15 protein-coding genes are annotated in these 17004 nt (G+C 58.1%); 6 read left to right on the top strand and 9 right to left on the bottom strand.

Going from position 1 to position 17004, the window contains the following annotated elements:
* Positions 1–14 precede the first annotated feature (14 nt).
* The 9 genes from rplS to I2I05_RS13000 form a co-directional block, all read right to left on the bottom strand.
* Positions 15–395 (bottom strand): 50S ribosomal protein L19, encoded by a 381-nt coding sequence (rplS, locus tag I2I05_RS13040; protein WP_196282690.1) that lies wholly within the window; start codon positions 393–395, stop codon positions 15–17.
* Between the two features lie 121 nt (positions 396–516).
* Positions 517–1194 carry a tRNA (guanosine(37)-N1)-methyltransferase TrmD gene (gene trmD / locus I2I05_RS13035; protein WP_196282689.1) on the bottom strand — a complete coding sequence of 226 codons (678 nt, stop codon included), beginning with the start codon at positions 1192–1194 and terminating at the stop codon, positions 517–519.
* 88 nt (positions 1195–1282) lie between these two features.
* On the bottom strand, positions 1283–1864 hold the full coding sequence (gene rimM / locus I2I05_RS13030; RefSeq protein ID WP_196282688.1) for a ribosome maturation factor RimM: 582 nt from the start codon (positions 1862–1864) through the stop codon (positions 1283–1285).
* Between the two features lie 87 nt (positions 1865–1951).
* Positions 1952–2497, bottom strand: a complete 546-nt coding sequence (locus tag I2I05_RS13025) for a 30S ribosomal protein S16 (protein WP_196282687.1) — start codon at positions 2495–2497, stop codon at positions 1952–1954.
* Between the two features lie 158 nt (positions 2498–2655).
* The gene (locus tag I2I05_RS13020) at positions 2656–3444 is read right to left on the bottom strand and encodes an acyl-CoA desaturase (RefSeq protein ID WP_196282686.1); all 789 of its coding nucleotides are present in this window, start codon (positions 3442–3444) and stop codon (positions 2656–2658) included.
* Positions 3445–3615: 171 nt separating this feature from the next.
* Complete coding sequence (locus tag I2I05_RS13015; RefSeq protein WP_196282685.1) at positions 3616–4326, bottom strand: RluA family pseudouridine synthase; 711 nt, start codon at positions 4324–4326, stop codon at positions 3616–3618.
* 155 nt (positions 4327–4481) lie between these two features.
* Entirely contained in the window at positions 4482–5954 is a 1473-nt protein-coding gene (gene creD, locus I2I05_RS13010; protein WP_196282684.1) for a cell envelope integrity protein CreD, read from the bottom strand.
* Positions 5955–6238: 284 nt separating this feature from the next.
* The gene (gene panB, locus I2I05_RS13005) at positions 6239–7054 is read right to left on the bottom strand and encodes a 3-methyl-2-oxobutanoate hydroxymethyltransferase (protein ID WP_196282683.1); all 816 of its coding nucleotides are present in this window, start codon (positions 7052–7054) and stop codon (positions 6239–6241) included.
* Between the two features lie 189 nt (positions 7055–7243).
* On the bottom strand, positions 7244–10201 hold the full coding sequence (locus tag I2I05_RS13000) for a putative LPS assembly protein LptD (RefSeq protein ID WP_196282682.1): 2958 nt from the start codon (positions 10199–10201) through the stop codon (positions 7244–7246).
* 191 nt (positions 10202–10392) lie between these two features.
* Between I2I05_RS13000 and I2I05_RS12995 the strand changes: the two genes are divergently transcribed.
* The 6 genes from I2I05_RS12995 (at position 10393) to I2I05_RS12970 (ending at position 16994) form a co-directional block, all read left to right on the top strand.
* Entirely contained in the window at positions 10393–11256 is an 864-nt protein-coding gene (locus I2I05_RS12995; RefSeq protein WP_317192351.1) for an N-acetylmuramoyl-L-alanine amidase family protein, read from the top strand.
* Between the two features lie 119 nt (positions 11257–11375).
* Positions 11376–12395: an MlaD family protein gene (locus tag I2I05_RS12990; protein ID WP_196282681.1), complete on the top strand. Its 1020-nt coding sequence runs from the start codon at positions 11376–11378 to the stop codon at positions 12393–12395.
* A 137-nt stretch (positions 12396–12532) separates the two neighbouring features.
* A complete protein-coding gene (locus tag I2I05_RS12985) occupies positions 12533–14161 on the top strand; it encodes an acyl-CoA carboxylase subunit beta (protein WP_196282680.1) in 1629 nt (542 codons plus the stop codon).
* Between the two features lie 56 nt (positions 14162–14217).
* The gene (locus I2I05_RS12980) at positions 14218–14754 is read left to right on the top strand and encodes a hypothetical protein (protein WP_196282679.1); all 537 of its coding nucleotides are present in this window, start codon (positions 14218–14220) and stop codon (positions 14752–14754) included.
* Between the two features lie 133 nt (positions 14755–14887).
* Positions 14888–15739 carry a hypothetical protein gene (locus I2I05_RS12975; protein ID WP_196282678.1) on the top strand — a complete coding sequence of 284 codons (852 nt, stop codon included), beginning with the start codon at positions 14888–14890 and terminating at the stop codon, positions 15737–15739.
* A 94-nt stretch (positions 15740–15833) separates the two neighbouring features.
* On the top strand, positions 15834–16994 hold the full coding sequence (locus I2I05_RS12970; RefSeq protein ID WP_196282677.1) for a Gfo/Idh/MocA family oxidoreductase: 1161 nt from the start codon (positions 15834–15836) through the stop codon (positions 16992–16994).
* The last annotated feature ends 10 nt before the right edge of the window (positions 16995–17004 follow it).

The raw sequence follows: 17004 nt of genomic DNA, 5'->3' as shown, positions 1-17004 counted from the left end.
GGTTGCGGCAGTGCTTAGGCAGTCGCCTTGGCAACCTGGTTGAGGCGACGCTCCTTGATACGGGAAGCTTTGCCGGACAGGCCACGCAGGTAGAATAGACGGGCACGACGTACTTTACCGCGACGGATAACCTCGATTTTATCGATGTTAGGCGACAGCAGGGGGAAAATACGCTCGGTGCCGATTTGGTTCGAAATCTTGCGAACGGTGAAGGTTTCGCCGTTGGAGCTAGGGTTACGGCGCTGAAGAACAACGCCTTGGAACTGCTGAATGCGCTCCTTGTTGCCCTCGCGGATTTTTACGTGCACGTTAATCGTGTCGCCAGCGGCGAAGAGGGGGAAGCTGGCGCGGCGCTCCTGCGATTCGGCCTGGATAAAGTCAAGTAGTACGCTCATGGCTGGGAAATTGCAAAAGACGGCGCTGCCGTCGGGAATTAGTATTTTACGAAACGGAGCGCAAAGATAGCGCTTTCGGTTGAGGATAGCAAGTGTTTATTATGCAAAGAGGTACCGACTGCTACTGACCCAGCAAATCGGGCCGGCGGGCTTGCGTACGGGCCAAGGCCTGTTCGTGCCGCCACTCTTCAATTTTGGGCGTATTGCCCGATAACAGGATTTCCGGCACGGCCAGCCCGCGCCACTCTGCCGGACGCGTGTACACGGGCGGCGCCAGCAAGTCGTCCTGAAAAGAATCCGACAACGCCGATTCTTCGTTGCCCAGCACCCCCGGCAGCAGCCGCACCACGGCATCGACCAGAATGGCTGCGCCCAGCTCACCACCACTCAGCACATAGTCGCCCACGCTGATTTCGTGGGTGATGTAAGTGCTGCGAATCCGCTCGTCGATGCCTTTGTAATGGCCGCAGAGCATGATGATGTTCTGGAACAAGGACAGCCGATTGGCCAGCGGCTGGCGCAGGGTTTCGCCGTCGGGCGTGAGGTAGATGATGGCGTCGTAAGGCCGCTCGGCCTGCAAGGCATCCATCCAAGCCGCAATGGGCTCTACGCGCAGCACCATGCCGGCGCCGCCGCCAAACACGTAGTCGTCAATCTGGCCGTGCTTGTTGATGGCGTGCTGGCGCAGGTCGTGCACGTGAATTTCGGCCAAGCCCTTGTCTTGCGCCCGCTTCACGATGGAATGGGCAAAGGGGCTGACCAGCAACTCTGGCAGGCAGGTAAGGATATCGATGCGCATGGTGGGCAGTAGCGCGGACTTTTAGTCCGCGAGTTAGTCAGCTACTTCGGTTTTGTGCACTCGCGGACTAAAAGTCCGCGCTACTTGACTACGCTTCGTCGAATTCGTCGGGCTCGTCCTTGTCGCGGGACGAAGGCTTGAGGTACACGTCGAGCAAGCCGTCGGGCAGGTTTACATAAATCTGCTTTTTGGTATGGTCAGCGTGGCTCACCAATTCGTCTACCACCGGAATCAGGACTTCCTGGCCCTGGTAGCGCATGGCCAGCATGTCTTGCTGGGGCAGCTCGTAGAAGTTCTCCACGGTGCCCAGCTCGCCCAGGTTTTCGTCGACCACGGTGAAGCCGATGACGTCGTGAAAGTAGAACTGGTCGTCCTCCAGTTCGGGGAGCTGGGTAAGGGGCAAGTGCAACTGGGAGCCGCGCAGGGGCTCGGCTTCCTCGATGCGCTCGATGCCGCGGAGCTTCAGCAGGACCTTGGAGCCGGGCTGGGGCTGCACTTTTTCTACCTGGTGCTCCACCAGTTTGGTGGGCGCGCCGGCCAGGGTGAGGTAAACGGTTTTGAGCTTTTGATAAGCCTTGACATCGTCCACATCGAAATGCGCCACCACGTGGCCGCGCAGGCCGTGGGTTTTGATGATGTAGCCGAGCTGATAGGTTTCGTCGAGAGTCATAAGCAGGGGAGGAACGAAAAAAGTTTGGGGGTTGCCAGCCGGTCCGGCTCACAACCCCCAAACTTTTTCGGTTTAGAAACCTAAAAACTACTCGGCAGCTTCGGTAGCCGCTTCTTCGGCCGGAGCCTCGGTAGCTTCTTCAGCAGCGGGAGCGGGTGCGTTGGCAGCCAGCAAAGCAGCAGCTTTCTGACGCTGCGCTTCCGAACGAGCTTCTTTAACCTTGGTTTCGGCGGCGAAAGCAGCCTGCTTGGCAGTTGCTTTGGCGTCAACCAGGCCAGTGCGCTTGCCTTCGATTTTGGCGTCTTTCTCTTCTTTCCAAGCGGTGAAACGCTCGTCGGCTACCGCTTGCGTGATAGCGCCTTTGTCAACACCCAATTGCAGGTGACGACGGTACAGTACACCGCGGTAGCTGAGCATGGCCCGAACGGTGTCGGTGGGCTGAGCACCGGTCATCATCCAGTAGAACGCGCGGTCGGCGTCGTAGTTGATGGTGGCGGGGTTGGTTTGGGGGTTGTAGGTGCCGAGCTTCTCGATGAAACGGCCGTCGCGGGGAGCGCGGGCGTCAGCTACTACGATGTCGTAAGTCGCGGCCTTCTTGCGGCCACGACGGGCGAGGCGGATTTTAACTGCCATAAACCGTTGGGGTTTTGTGCGACGGAACTCGTCCGTCTAGTGATATTTTCCCGAAATTGGGAGTGCAAAGGTAACGTTTGTTCAGGGGATTAGCTAGTAAGGAAAACAAAAAAGCCCTGACGACTAGGCCAAGGCTTTTTGTTTATTCAGTAACCTAACTAGGCCGCCACCGCTTCGCGCTTGGGCTTGGCCAGCTTGGAAATCGTGTTCAGGTTCATGTTTTTGCGCTTCACCTTGATGATGCCTACTTTGTCGAGGCTCCAGATGGCGACGTAAGTCGGGTCAAATTCCCACCACTTCACGCCGAAATTCACGCGCATGGGCAGCTTGTGGTGGTTGTTCTGGAACAACTCGCCAAACGCCAGAAAGTCGAGCGCCAGTGTGTTCTTGGATTTGTCGCGGTTGTCGAAGTTCTGGTAGCCGTATTTGTGGCCGCCCCAGTTCACAATGGCGCCGTGGATGGGCCCCATCAGGAAGTGAATGGGGAGCAGCAAGTATTGCCACCAAGCCGTGGCGAAGTTGATGTAGAACAGCACGTACGCCGTGCCCCAGCCCAAGCGCGAGTACACCGTGCCTCCGAACTTATCGAGCCATTTCCACTCCGGAATGTCGCCTTCAAAACGCTTGGCGCCTTCGTGCACGTCCTTCACCACGTCGTTGTAAATAACCTTGGTCTTCCACATCATGTCGAACGCGTTGTTAGAGAAATGGGGCGAGTGCGGGTCCAGCGCGGTGTCGGAGTAGGCGTGGTGCATGCGGTGCAGCAGCGCGTAAGCCCGCGGCGAGAGGAAGCTGCTGCCCTGGCAGATGTACGTGAAGGCGAAGAAGAACTTCTCCCAAAATTTATTCATCGTAAACATTTTATGTGCCGCGTAGCGGTGCAGGTAAAACGTCTGCGTGAACAGGGATAAGTAATAATGTGCGACGAAGAAGATGAGAATAGCCATAGGGATGGATAGCAAGCGGAACTGCCCGCACAAGCAAAAAGCCCGGGGGAAGGTTCAGAAGAGGTAATGCAAAATTACGGCCGGGGTGCGCCCTGAGGATATTTCGGGCCAGGAAGGCCAAAATGTTGCACGAAATTGGCGGTGGCGCGAAGCAGTATTTTGCGCTGTTCCCTACTTGTAAAATTCTCGGGCGGCGTCCCAGTGCGGCGCATCGGGCAGGGGCGCGACAAAGGTCATCATCTCCTTGGTCACGGGGTGTTGCAGCTGCAACTGGCGGGCGTGCAGGGCAATGCTCACATCGGGCAAGGGCGCGATGAAGCCGTACTTGACATCGCCCACGATGGGCGTGTTGAGGCCCGTGGCCAGCTGTGTGCGAATCTGGTGCGGGCGGCCCGTCACCGGGTTCACCTGCAGCAGGTAGCGGTTGCCGGCTTGGCCCAGCAGCTCGTAATGCAGCTCGGAGCGCAGGCCCTGCGAGTGCTTTTCCGAATAGGCTTTGGTCACGTTGCGCACCGTGTCCTTCACCAGCCAGTGCACCAAATTGCCGTTTTCGGGAATGGGCGGCTTGCCGGTGAGGGCCCAGTAGGTTTTGGTCATCAGCGAGTCGCGAAACATCTCGTTGAGGCGACTTAGCGCTTTGCTGGTTTTGGCCAGCACCACGATGCCGCTCACCGGCCGGTCAATGCGGTGGCACACGCCCACAAACGCCTCGCCGGGCTTCTTGTATTTGAAGCGGAGGTACTCGGCGGCTTTCTTGGACAGGGGCTCGTCGCCGGTGGCGTCGCCCTGCACGAGCAGGCCGGCGGGCTTGTTGATGACGAGGAGATGGTTGTCTTCAAACAGAATTTCTCTGCCTTCGGACCAGATATTGGGACGATTCACGCGGCGGGTGCGGGCGGGATATGAAGTTCAGCAGGAGGGGGCCAGGGCCCACTACGGGGCTACTGCACAACATCAGACCACACTCACCGGGCGCTCCGCTCTTGCTATTAGTAAGGCGAAGATACGAAGCTGAGCCGGAGTGAAACGGAACGCGGTTAAGCCGAAGCCGGGCCAGGTGCAGGCTCGGTGGCAGGGTTGTACCAATCCACGTTGCGCGAGAGGAACATAACGGCACCCAGCACCACCACAAGGCCCAAGCTGCCTACCAAAAGGGCGTAATCCTGCAACTGCAGCACCACAAACAAGAAGTTGTAGACCAATGTCAGAACTCCCGCTGTGACCAGCGTCAGGCGGCGGTGGTGGAAGCTAGCGGCGGCGTAGGCCGTCACCAATCCCACAATCACCACGGCCGACAGTACATACGCCGCATCGAACGGTATTTGCTCCGATAAGGCCAGCAGCAGCACGTAAAAAATCACGAGGGCCAGCCCCACCATTATGTACTGGAACGGGTGGAAGCGCCGCCGGTTCAGCACCTCAACAAAGAAGAAAATGAGGAAGGTGAGCGTGAGCGGCAACAGCGCGTATTTGGCGGCGCGCATGGTTTTCTGGTACTCGTTCACGGGCACCAGCAGGCGCACGCCGAAGGTGGATTCGTCTACTTCGGGCCGGTCGCCGTCGCTGCGCCAGTGCTGGGCAAAGTTGCGGTTGAGGTGCAGCACCTGCCAATCGGCGGTGAACTGCTTGGCCTCAACGGTGCGACGAATCGGCAAAAACGCCCCGATAAAGCTGGGGTCGGCCCACGGAGCGCTCAGGTGCAGCGTGGTTTGCCGGCCCAGGGGCGCCATTAGCAGGCCGGTGCTGCCGTTCAGGTCCAGGTCGAAGGAAAAGGTGTGGCGGCGGGTGAGGGCGGCCTCGTCGGCCAGCGGAATGGCGGCGCTCAGGCCGTTGGCCGACTGCCCGCGCCCGCTTTCATCCTGCTGCATTTTCAGGTAGCGGCGCTGCTCGTTGTTCACCGCGCTGACTTGGGTGGTGATGGTGGGCGCCGTGCCGTAGGGCAATACTTCGGCACTGGGTACGCCCGGCTCGAAGCCGTGAGGCTGGCCGTCCCAGCGCAGCGAAATGCCTTTGCGGATGCCTTTCATGTCGGATATGCCCACCGCCACGAAGGCTTCGGCCCAGCGCACCGCCCCGGCCGGCACGCCCAACTCGGCCAGCGGCGGCGCCTGGAAAGCGCCCTGTACGTGCAAACCAGCCCGATACACCACCGCCTCGTAGATGCCACGGTGGCGGCGCTCCGGCGCCAGCGTGCCAGTCGTGGCCAGGGTATCGGGGAGTAGGCTGAGGTAGCGCGTGACTTCGCTCACTACACCCTGCTCGCTGGTGGTGCGGGCGGTGTAGGGCAGCACCAGCACGGGGCCCAGCACCAACTGGGCGCCGCCCCACTGGCTGCTGATTTCGGCGGTGGCCGCGTCGCGGTTTGCCGCCCGCTCTGTGACGAGGTCCTGCACCATGCTCGACGGAATGAGCAGCAACAGCAACAGTACTCCAATACTAAACAGCTTGAGCGTGACCGAGCCGCTCATCCAACTGTTGAGGCGGTCAAAGAAAGTGGGCGAGGCATCCATAGCTTTCGTTCTTTGAAGTACTTTGAATTGCAAAGCTAATAAAAGAAACCCTAATTGATAGACAGCTGGCAAAATAAAAAAGCCTGTTCGACAACAAGGTTAGTTGCTGTCGAACAGGCTTTTTTTGGCAATTTTTTATAAGGTCAAAAAAAATGTCATCCTGAGCGGAGCGAAGGACCTAATCCAGCCAGAACGACTTGTTCAGTAGTGATAAGGTCCTTCGCTCCGCTCAGGATGACAGATGCCATTTAATGAGGGTCATTGAGCTCAACTGAGCCTAGAGCTTAGTAGCCTTCTTCCTTGCTGGGAAATTCGCGGCTTTTCACATCGGCCACGTAGTGCTGCACGGCTTCGGTCATGATGTCGTGCAGTTCGGCGTAGCGACGGAGGAAGCGTGGCTTGAACTCCTTGGTGATGCCGAGCAAGTCGTGAACTACCAGCACCTGGCCGTCCACGTCTGGGCCGGCGCCGATGCCGATGACGGGGATGGTCAATTCTTCGGCGACTTGTTTGGCCAGGGAAGCCGGGATTTTCTCCAGTACCAAGCCAAAGCAGCCGATTTCCTGGAGCAAGCGGGCGTCTTCGAGGAGCTTCTGGGCTTCGGCTTCTTCCTTGGCGCGCACGCTGTAAGTGCCGAATTTGTAGATGCTCTGGGGCGTGAGGCCCAAGTGGCCCATCACGGGAATGCCGGCCGTGAGAATGCGGATGATGCTGTCTTTCACCTCGGCGCCGCCTTCGAGCTTTACGCCGTGGCCGCCGCTCTCCTTCATGATGCGAATGGCCGACTGCAACGCCACCGACGAGTTGCCTTGGTAGGAGCCAAACGGCATGTCCACCACCACAAAGGCGCGCTTCACGGCGCGCACCACGCTTTGGGCGTGGTATATCATCTGGTCGAGGGTGATGGGTAGGGTGGTTTCGTGGCCCGCCATGACGTTGGAGGCCGAGTCGCCAACGAGCAGCACGTCGATGCCAGCGCCATCGAGGATGTGGGCCATCGAGAAGTCGTAGGCCGTGAGCATGGATATTTTTTCCCCCCGCTGCTTCATGGCCAGCATTTGGTGGGTGGTGATGAGTTTGACTTCCTTGTGCTGGGACATGATGGTCGAGGGAGGACGATTTTCGGGGTAAAAGCCGTTCGGCGGGGCAAAGCTGAGAACAAATATTTTGATTTACTGCCAAGCGAACAGGAGCCTAAAAGCTGAACCCGAAAAAACGGATGCAAAAAGCCCAGTCAATGCCCCAAAAGGGGGCCGACTGGGCTTTTTGCGGTGCGTTGAGCGAACGGCTTACTGGTACTGGGCGAAGCGGTTGCGGTTCAGCTTAAGGTCCTGCAGGAGGCTGCTTTTGGCGGCAATGGTGAAATTGTAGCCCCGGGTGATGCCAAACGGAATCCACTGGCCGGTGATTTGCCAGCAGTGCAAGTCCCGGAAGAAAGTGACGTTGGGGTAGGTAATGGTGTTGGAAACAAAGTCGTAGCCCAAGTTATAGCTCAGGCGCAGGTTCTCGGTGAGCTTAACCGAGCCGGTGGCGCCGATGGTGTTCAGGGCCAGGATGGGCGGCCGGACCTCGCCTTTTTTTACGGGTACGCGGTTGGTGGTGTACCCGGCCGCGTAGGTCAGCGCCAGTTCCCAGGGAATCTCGAAGTCCACGTAGTCAGCGTAGTAGTTGGGCGGCCCCACGGTGCCCAAGGTGGGGTCGTTGGTGGGCGCCAGGGTGCGCGGTACTGCGCTTTTGCGGTTGCCGCTGGCGGGGTTGAAGCTATACGTAGCGCCAAAGCTGGCCGTAGCCAAGCGCAGCAGCCGCCGCGGGTTGGATTCGAAAAGATACTTATTAATGGTGCGGCCCTGGCTGTCGCGCTGGTAGGGCTCGAAGCTGGCGTTGCTGTTCAAATTCAGCTTCTTGGCTACCTGGGTGCGAAAATTGACGCCCAAGGGCGATAATCCCAGGGAATCGGCGGCGAAATTGTAGCCAATGTTGAAATCAAGGCCTTCAATCAGGCTCGATTTGGTGAACGGGTTGAGGCCGGTGGTGTCGTTGGGGTCGCGCACCTTCATTTCCACCGCATTCTGCATCGTAAACGACAGCTGGCTCTGTCGGGCGCCACCGGGCGTGCCGTAGAGGAAGTTGTTGTAGTTGTTGAAAGAGTACCGATTCAGCACATCGCCGGCCGTGACGGGCCGGTTGAACTGGTCGAGGAGTAAGGGCCGGCCCTGCTCGTCGGTCAGGATGCTGGTGCCGGTGGGGTTCACGTTGGCGCGGTTGGTGAAATCCGGCGAGAAATTGTATGTCAGGCTGGGCGTGACTTTGTGGCGCAGGGCCTGAATTTTGCGAGTGCCCTTCCGCACGATGGTGCCGTAGAACGTGGTGTTCAGGCTGGCCGAAGAGGAGTAGCTGTAAATGCGGTTGAAGCCGTAAGTCGTATCAATGCGCACGGCCTGGGCCACGGGACTAAAGCGGTAGTCCAAGCGCTGGGCGTACCACACCTCGCCGTAGTTGAACGACGGCGTGAGCTTAAAATTCTTGGCCACAGTGTACGAGCCCAAACCGATGTTGAACGCGTGCTGCATGCCGTTGCGGCCATTGAGCAAGAGTTTGCCCAGGTTCTTGGCATTCAAGGGAATAGTGGTTTGGACCGTGGTGCCACCCAGCAGCGGCAGGCCATTGGCCAGCGAGCGAGGTGCCACAATGTTGCTTATTTCATTGCGCGCCGTCAGGTTGTAGCCAATGGTAAACTGCTCATACAAAGGCGCCAACTTACCGCCCGGCTCAATGCCAAACCACTGGTAAGGGTACTGCCGGGCCACTCCCAGGCTCACGTCGGGCAGCGTAAACGTCATCGACCCGTCGGTGCCCTGGCTCTGGCTCAGCTTGATGTCGTAGTTGACGGGCGAGTTACGAATCTGCTTGGAGTAGCTGATGCTGGAGTTGAACTGCGTGGACAGGAAGCGCCGCGCGTCGAGGCTGTTGATGCGGTTGAAGCTGCTCGTGCCGGCGTTCACGCTGGCCGTGAAGCGGCCACCGCCTGGCTTGGGCACGGGCGAGTGGTTCCAGGTTACCCAGAACGAATTGGCGTCCGGTGGCTTGAGGTAAACCGGGCTGGTCGTCAGCGCGTCAGTGGCCAGAATCTGCTGGCCGGGCCGGTTCGAAAAGCGCAGGTTGAAATTGCCCTGGAACGTGTAGCGCTTCAGGTACGACACGTCGGCCGTGGCCCCAAAACCGCCCCAGCTCTGGGCGTTGCCGGCGTAGATGTCGCCGGTCAGGCGCACGCCGATGTAGTCGTTCGGCGCGAAGTAGTAGCCGCCGTTGGTGAGGAAGTAGCCGCGGTCGGCCGCCTGGCCAAACGTTGGAATGATGACGCCCGAGCCCCGGCTTTTGGTCGGCGTCGGGAAAAAGCCAAACAGGAAACCCAGCGGCGTGGGCACGTCGCCAATCACCAGGTTGAAGGGCCCGGTCACCACCTTGTCGCCCGGAATCACCTTCATATTCTTGGCCTGAATATAAAAGTGGGGGTGCTCCAGGTTGCAGGTGGTGTAGCGGCCTATCAGGCCGTTGATGTCGCCGTTGGGCAGGCGCTTGATGACGGACGCACTCACGAAGCCTTCGCCCTGGGTGGTCACGGCATCGCTCACGCGGGCCTTTTTGCTTTTGAAATTGTAGGCAATGTTGCTGGCCGTGTACAGGCCGGCCTTGTCCTTAAGCACGGGCCGGTCCAGCAGCCGGTTGGTGAGCGTGTCGCGCTTGCCGTCGGCCGTCATGGTGTTGTTGCCATAATCCACCGTGATAAAGGCGGCCTTCAGGTCGGTGTCGCCGTAGTTCACGCTGGCCTTGTTGTAGAGCCGGGCCACCTTGTTGGTCACGTCGAACTGAATGGAGTCCTTGGCCGTGTAGTCAATGGTGGTTTCAATTTGGCCCCGGCGCCGGGCCGCAAGCTGCACCGAGTCGCCGCTCACGGCCACGCCGTTCACGAGGCCGGTCGTGTCGGTGGGTGAAGTTCCGGGCCGCCGCACGGTACCGGCCGGGGCCAGCGTGTCGGGCACGGGCTTGCGCGAAGCGCCGGGCACGCGGGACTGGCCGGTGTTTTGCACGCCAGGCGGGGGCGGGCCCACGGGGTCGCGCGGGTCGGGCGAGATGTACCGAACCGGCGGGGTAGGGGCGCTGCCGGGGCGTTGCGTGGGCTTGGCCGGCGCGGCTTTGGGCTTGGTTGGGGTCACGGTTTGGCTCTGGGCCGCATGGGCCAGGCTCAAACACAATAAAAAAATGAGCCCCAGCAGCTTGGCGCTCTTCCCCGTTGGGGCTATAAGGCGCGGCCACGGCCGAAACCTGGCTTCGAAAGGAAGGCCAAACCAAACAGGCAAAATATAGTAGCGGTTAATTTCGTTTACTTTTGGGGCTTCTACAAAGGTAGCAGGTCGCTACCGCCCCTTCAACGAACATCGTGCGGATTATTGTCATCTTGGCTAGTGCCGCCCTGCTGCTGCTCGGCGCGGCCAGTGGGGAGTGGAAAGCGGAGGCCCAGACCACGGCCGACTCAACCCGGATTGCCCCTGATTCGGTGCTGCCGGCGCCGGCTCCTGAGTTATCGAATTCCCCGTACCGCTACCGCCTGCGTACCGTGGTGCTCGATGCCGGCCACGGCGGCAAAGACCGAGGCTGTGCCGGCGCGTCGGCCCGCGAGGCCGACGTGGCCCTGAGCCTCGTGCTGGCCCTTGGCAAGCAGATTCAGGACAACATGCCCGACGTGAAGGTTATTTACACCCGCAAAACCAACGTCTTTATCGAACTCGACGAGCGCGCCGCCATTGCCAACCGCAACCACGCCGACCTCTTTATTTCCATTCATTGCAACGCCGGCCCCAGCCAGGGCCACGGCACTGAGGTGTGGACCATGGGCCTGCATAAAACCAACGCCAACTTGGGCGTAGCTCAGCGCGAAAACTCGGTGATTTTGCAGGAGGAGGATTACCAGAAGCGCTACGACGGGTTCGACCCCAGCTCGCCCAAGGGGCATATTTTGTTTTCGCTGTTCCAATCGGCCTACATCACCAACAGCCTACGATTTGCCCAGCGTGTAGAGCGGCAATTGCGCACCACGGTTAATCGCCCGAGCCGCGGTGTAAAGCAAGCCGGTTTTATTGTGCTATGGAAGTCGACCATGCCCTCCGTCCTTATCGAATTGGGCTTCCTCACCAACCCCGCCGAGGAGCGCTACCTCAACAACAAAGCCAATCAGTCGTATATGGCGGCGGGAATCTATCGCGCCTTCCGCGAGTACAAGCGCGAGCTAGAGGGCGGCTCCTAACGAAAAGCCCTGATTACGTGCAACAACTACGGCAAAATCTGCCTGAGTAGTTCTTTCGTATCAAGCTTCGATTTATTGCCGCCGCCTTCCCCATCCACCCACTTACTCATTTGCTTCCCGTGTCCAAAGAAATAAAAGTGGCGCTGCTTGCCATTGTGGCCATTGCCGCGCTCGTTCTCGGCTTCAATTTTTTGCGCGGCAGCAACTTGCTGTCCAACGACCGCACCTTCTACGCTACCTATCCCAACGTGGAAGGGCTGAACGCAGGCGCCCCCGTTATCCTCAACGGCATCAAAGTAGGCCAGGTGAAAAACCTGGAGCTGCAGCCAGACAAAGGCAACGTGGTGCGCGTGGCCCTGGAAATGCAGGAAGGCATCGTGCTCGGCGATTCTACCCTGGCCAGCCTCGGCGGCACGCTGCTGGGCTCCAAAACCATTTCCCTGACCCTGGGCCGCAACACCAAGACCTTCAAGGGCGGCGAGGAGTTGCGGACGCAGTCGGATGCGGGCATTGCCGGACTGGCCACTGCCTTGCAGGCGCGCGCCCTGCCCGTGCTTTCGAGTCTCGATTCTACCCTGCGCCACGTAAACGGCATCATCAACAAAGACGCCGAAACCAACATTCAGGGCACGTTGCTCAGCGCCCGCAACAGCACCGAGGCGCTGCAGCGGCTCATCGAATCGAACCAGCGCAACATCAACCAGATTACCACCAATCTGGCCCAGATGAGCTCGGCACTGAACAAAACGACGACCAAGCTCGATAGAATTGCCGTGAATTTCTCGGAGCTGACCGATTCGCTCAAGTCGGCGCCCGTGGGTCCGGCGCTGCGCCGCCTCAATGCCACCATGGGCGAAGCCCAAGCTACCGTGACCAGCCTCAACCGCGCCCTGAACGACCAGAAGGGTTCCATGGGCAAGCTGATGAACGACACCTTGCTCTACAACAACTTAAACGCCACCGCGGCCAGCTCCAACGCCCTTATCACTGACTTCAAAGCCAACCCCAAGCGCTACGTGCACTTCTCGGTATTTGGCGGCGGAGCCAAGGAAAAGAAAGTGAAAACCGAGTTGGAAACTACCACGACGAATCCCAACGGCACTAAAACAGATGCCGAAGTAAAGACCACAATCAAGTAGCACGAAGCAGCGCGGACTTTGTAGTCCGAGCTGCTTCGTGCTACGGTTCGCACTGCAAACTCCCCGTACCTTTGAAATCCGCTCTCGGGCGGATTTTTTTGTGCTTATACTTCCAAAATCCCACCCCTGCTTTTTTTATGAACGTCGAGTTCAACCGCAACGAAGACCAACTCAAGCAACTCAGCTTTAAGCTCAGCCAGAAATTCCAGAAAGTGTCCCTCGGCGGGGGCGAAAAGCGCATCGCCGCCCACAAGGCCAAAGGCAAGCTCACCGCCCGCGAGCGGATTGAATTCCTGCTGGATAAGGGCGCGGCGCAGGTCGAAATCGGCGCTTTTGCGGGCGAAGGGATGTATCAGGAGGAGGGCGGCTGCCCCGGCGGCGGCGTGGTCGTCATTATCGGCTACGTGCAGGGCCGCCAGTGCGTGGTAGTGGCCAACGACGCCACGGTGAAGGCCGGCGCGTGGTTTCCCATCACGGCCAAAAAGAACCTGCGGGCCCAGGAAATCAGCATCGAAAACAAGCTGCCGATTATCTACCTCGTCGATTCGGCAGGCGTGTACCTGCCCATGCAGGATGAGATTTTTCCGGATAAGGAGCATTTCGGCCGCATTTTCCGCAACAATGCGGTGATGAGCAGCATGGGAATCGTGCAGATTTCGGCCATTATGGGGCCCTGCGTAGCCGGTGGCGCTTACCTGCCCATCATGTCCGATGAGGCCATGATTGTGAACGGCACGGGCTCGGTGTTCTTGGCCGGCTCTTACCTAGTAAAATCGGCCATCGGCGAAACCATTGATAACGAGGCGCTTGGCGGCGCGAGCATGCACTCCGAAGTCTCGGGCGTGACGGACTACAAGTTTGATACGGATGAAGAGTGCCTGACCCACATCCGCAACATCTTCGACAAGATGGGCGGGCAGGCTACGGCCGGTTTCAGCCGCGCCACCCCGGCCAAACCCGCGCAGGACGAGCAGGAAATCTACGGCCTGCTGCCCTCTGACCGGGTGAAGCCCTACGACATGATGGACATCATCAACCGCTTGGTCGATAACTCTGAATTTGAGCCCTACAAGGACCTGTATGGCCAGACGCTCATCTGCGGGCTGGCGCGCATCGATGGCTGGGCGGTGGGCATCGTGGCCAACCAGCGCAAAATCGTGAAGAGCAAGAAAACCGGCATGCAGATGGGCGGCGTCATCTACTCCGACTCGGCCGACAAGGCGGCGCGCTTCATCATGAACTGCAACCAGAAGCGCATCCCGCTGGTGTTTCTGCACGACGTGTCGGGCTTCATGGTGGGTTCGGCTTCCGAGCAGGGCGGCATCATCAAAGACGGCGCCAAGATGGTGAATGCCATGGCCAACTCGGTGGTGCCCAAGTTCACGGTTATTGTGGGCAACAGCTACGGGGCCGGCAACTACGCCATGTGCGGCAAGGCCTACGACCCGCGCCTCATCGTAGCCTGGCCCACCGCCCAACTGGCCGTGATGAGCGGCGCAGCCGCCGCTAACACTCTGCTGCAAATCCAGGTGGCCAGCCTCAAAGCCAAAGGCGAAGTCATCACCCCCGAAGCCGAAAAGGAGCTCCTCGACCGCATCAAGGCCCGCTACGAAGAGCAATTATCGCCCTACTACGCCGCGGCCCGCCTCTGGGTCGATGCCGTGATTGACCCGCTCGAAACCCGCAAGGTGATTTCGGAAGGCATTGCGGCGGCCAACCACGCGCCGATTGAGAAGGCGTATAACGTGGGAGTTATTCAGGTGTGAGACGAGTGCTTTGGTGGAAGTATTAGCAACACGAGTAGATAATATAATATAAGGGGATGGCAGAATTCTTCGACTTTATTAAGTACCCCCTCATTATTGCCATAACTACTTGGGCAATGAACTACTTGCGCAAGCAGTCCAAGAAAGATGTACGACCGGACGCTCAGGGTAATATTACGTTGGTAGTACCCCTATTCATCGGATTATTGGGCGCTGTCTGTAGCGCAATAGGTTTATCCGTATTGGTATTTGGGCTGCTGAACTTCGATGGAGATGATATCGGTGCTCAACTTTTCTTTTTCATTTTATTTGTGGGGTTGGGCTTGCCTATGGTCTTGCTGCGTTATGTGTATCAGATTGTCCTGATGCCTGATGGAATTGCGCAGCGGAGTATGTTTGGAAAAAAGCAATGGATGGCCTGGGCCAATATCCAAACGGTGGAGCACAGCGCCGGCATGGGGGAGTTGAGGCTATTCGACGGCGTAAAAAAGATAAAGTGCCATGTTCAAGTAGTGGGATTTGATTTATTGGTTGAAGAACTATCGAAGCGACTGGGCAAGACTCGAGCAGAAATGGGGATTTCATTATCCTAAATGAGCCTACAGGCTATGCCTTAGGCCCAACTGGGAGGGGAAACCACCACCGCCTTCACGATGCTGCCTTACTTTAATGCAGTGCCGTGAGTTCGGAAATCCTTCGAAATCAACTAAGTCAACACCACGCTTAATGAAAAGGCCATATACTGCTTTCGGCTTTCTAATTATTTCATTCTCAGCCTTCGGGCAGAGTAAAACTGATAAGCTCACGCAGCCCATCGTTGCACAAGGCAAGAGGTTGTACCAGTCAGAAATGGCTTCTTGGTATGGCACAGATATCTTTCTGGAGCACCACAAAAACAGAGCAGATATCGGAGGTTATTTCTCGTATCCAACCAAGAGTGGTGCTACCTGCATTTTCTTCTCGAAAGCGACAGCGCCTGTAGTCATTGGCACCATAGCTTTTGACAGCACCTACAATGTCAAAACAGCGCAGGTTTGGCTTAAAGAAAGGGTATTCACCACCGAAGAAGCCAACCTGTTCGCCATCAGAGACAACGCTTTGAAAACGATTGAAGGGGACACGCTTTTCAAAACGTATAAAAACACCAACCTGAACATCATTCCCTTGATAACGGGCCGTGAAAAGACAGTGTATGTCTTAACGGGCCCCAAACAAAACGGGGTCGTCATTTTTGGGAATGACTATCTACTGACCTTCGACGACAGCAACAGATTGGTCAGCAAGCGGGCATTGCATAAAAACATCATTTCCATTGAATTTGGCCCAAAAGCGGCAGAAGGCAAGGAAGTAGAAGGCGCCATGCACAGCCATTTGCCAGAAACAGGCGACTTTATTACCGCCACTGACATCTGCACACTGATGCTATATGAAAAAATGACGCAGTGGAAACAACACACGGTTGTGTCATCGGCTTACGTTTCAATCTGGAATTGCCAAAAAGACGAACTGGTTGTCTTAACCAGAAAGGCCATTGAACGAATCAACAAAGACCAAGAGAAAAGACATCCGAAGCAATAAGTCCTAGCACTTAATCGCCGGTTATTGCGCCCGTAACGCAACGCCGCTACTGTTCCGCTCGTTTCCACTGGCAGCACTATCCACGTTCTGCCTGATGTCTACAAAATCCAACTCCACTGATTCGCGCCGCCAGTTTATGCGGAAAGCGGGCCTGACGGCCGCTGTTGCTACCATTGCCGGCCCCGCCGCTGCGCTGCCCTTTGCCGATACTGATTCTCCCCTGCAAAACGACGACCAGCGCAAGGTGGGGTTTGCCATCGTGGGCCTTGGCAAATATGCCCAGGAGCAGATGATGCCCGCTTTCAAGGAAAGCAAGCATGCCAAAATCACGGCGCTGGTAAGTGGCTCGCCCGAGAAGATGCAGCAACTGGCCAAGCAGTACAGCGTGGATGCCAAAAGCTGCTACAGCTACCAGAATTTCGACAGCATCAAGGACAATCCGGCGGTAGACGTGGTATACATCGTGCTGCCCCCGGGTCTGCACGCCGAGTACGTGGTGCGGGCCGCCCAGGCCGGCAAGCACGTGCTGACGGAGAAGCCCATGGCCACCTCCGTGGCCGACTGCCAGCGCATGATTGACGCCTGCCGCAAGGCCGGCAAGCAGCTTATGGTGGCTTACCGCGCGCAATATGAGCCGTTCAACCTCGACGCCATTGCCCGCATAAAAAATGGCGAATTGGGCAAACTGCGCTACGTCACCTCCGACCACGGCCGCCAAGTGGAACCCTCCAAAGACAAGGCCGACGAATGGCGCGTGGTGAAGAAACTGGCCGGGGGCGGCTCGCTGATGGACATCGGCATTTATTCCCTCAATGCCGCCCGGTACCTCACCGGCGAAGAGCCTGTGGAGGTGATGGCCATGGAATCCACGGACCGCACCGACCCGCGCTTCAAGGAAGTGGAAGACCAGATTCACTTCACGTTGCGCTTCCCCAGCGGCGTGCTGGCCACCTGCACCAGCGCCTACAGCATCGAAACCGTGAAGCGGCTCCGCGCCTTCGGCGAGAAAGCCTATTTGGACCTCGACCCCGCTACCGACTATTACAAGCACAACATGACCATCGGCACGGCCGAAGGCGAAATGAAGCCCGCCGTGAAAGAAGGCAACCAGTTTGCCGCCGAACTCGACCACATGGCTGAGTGCGTGCTTCAGAACAAAACCCCCAAAACCCCCGGTGAAGAAGGCCTGCGCGACATCAAGCTGATTATGGCCCTCTACGAATCGGCCAAAAAGGGCAAGCCCGTGAAGGTGTAGCCGCAGTGGT

The sequence above is a fragment of the Hymenobacter jeongseonensis genome, assembly GCF_015694725.1.
GTDB classification, from domain to species: Bacteria; Bacteroidota; Bacteroidia; order Cytophagales; family Hymenobacteraceae; genus Hymenobacter; species Hymenobacter jeongseonensis.
The sequence above is the reverse complement of the archived record's forward strand: the minus strand, read 5'-3'. Positions and strand labels throughout refer to the sequence as shown.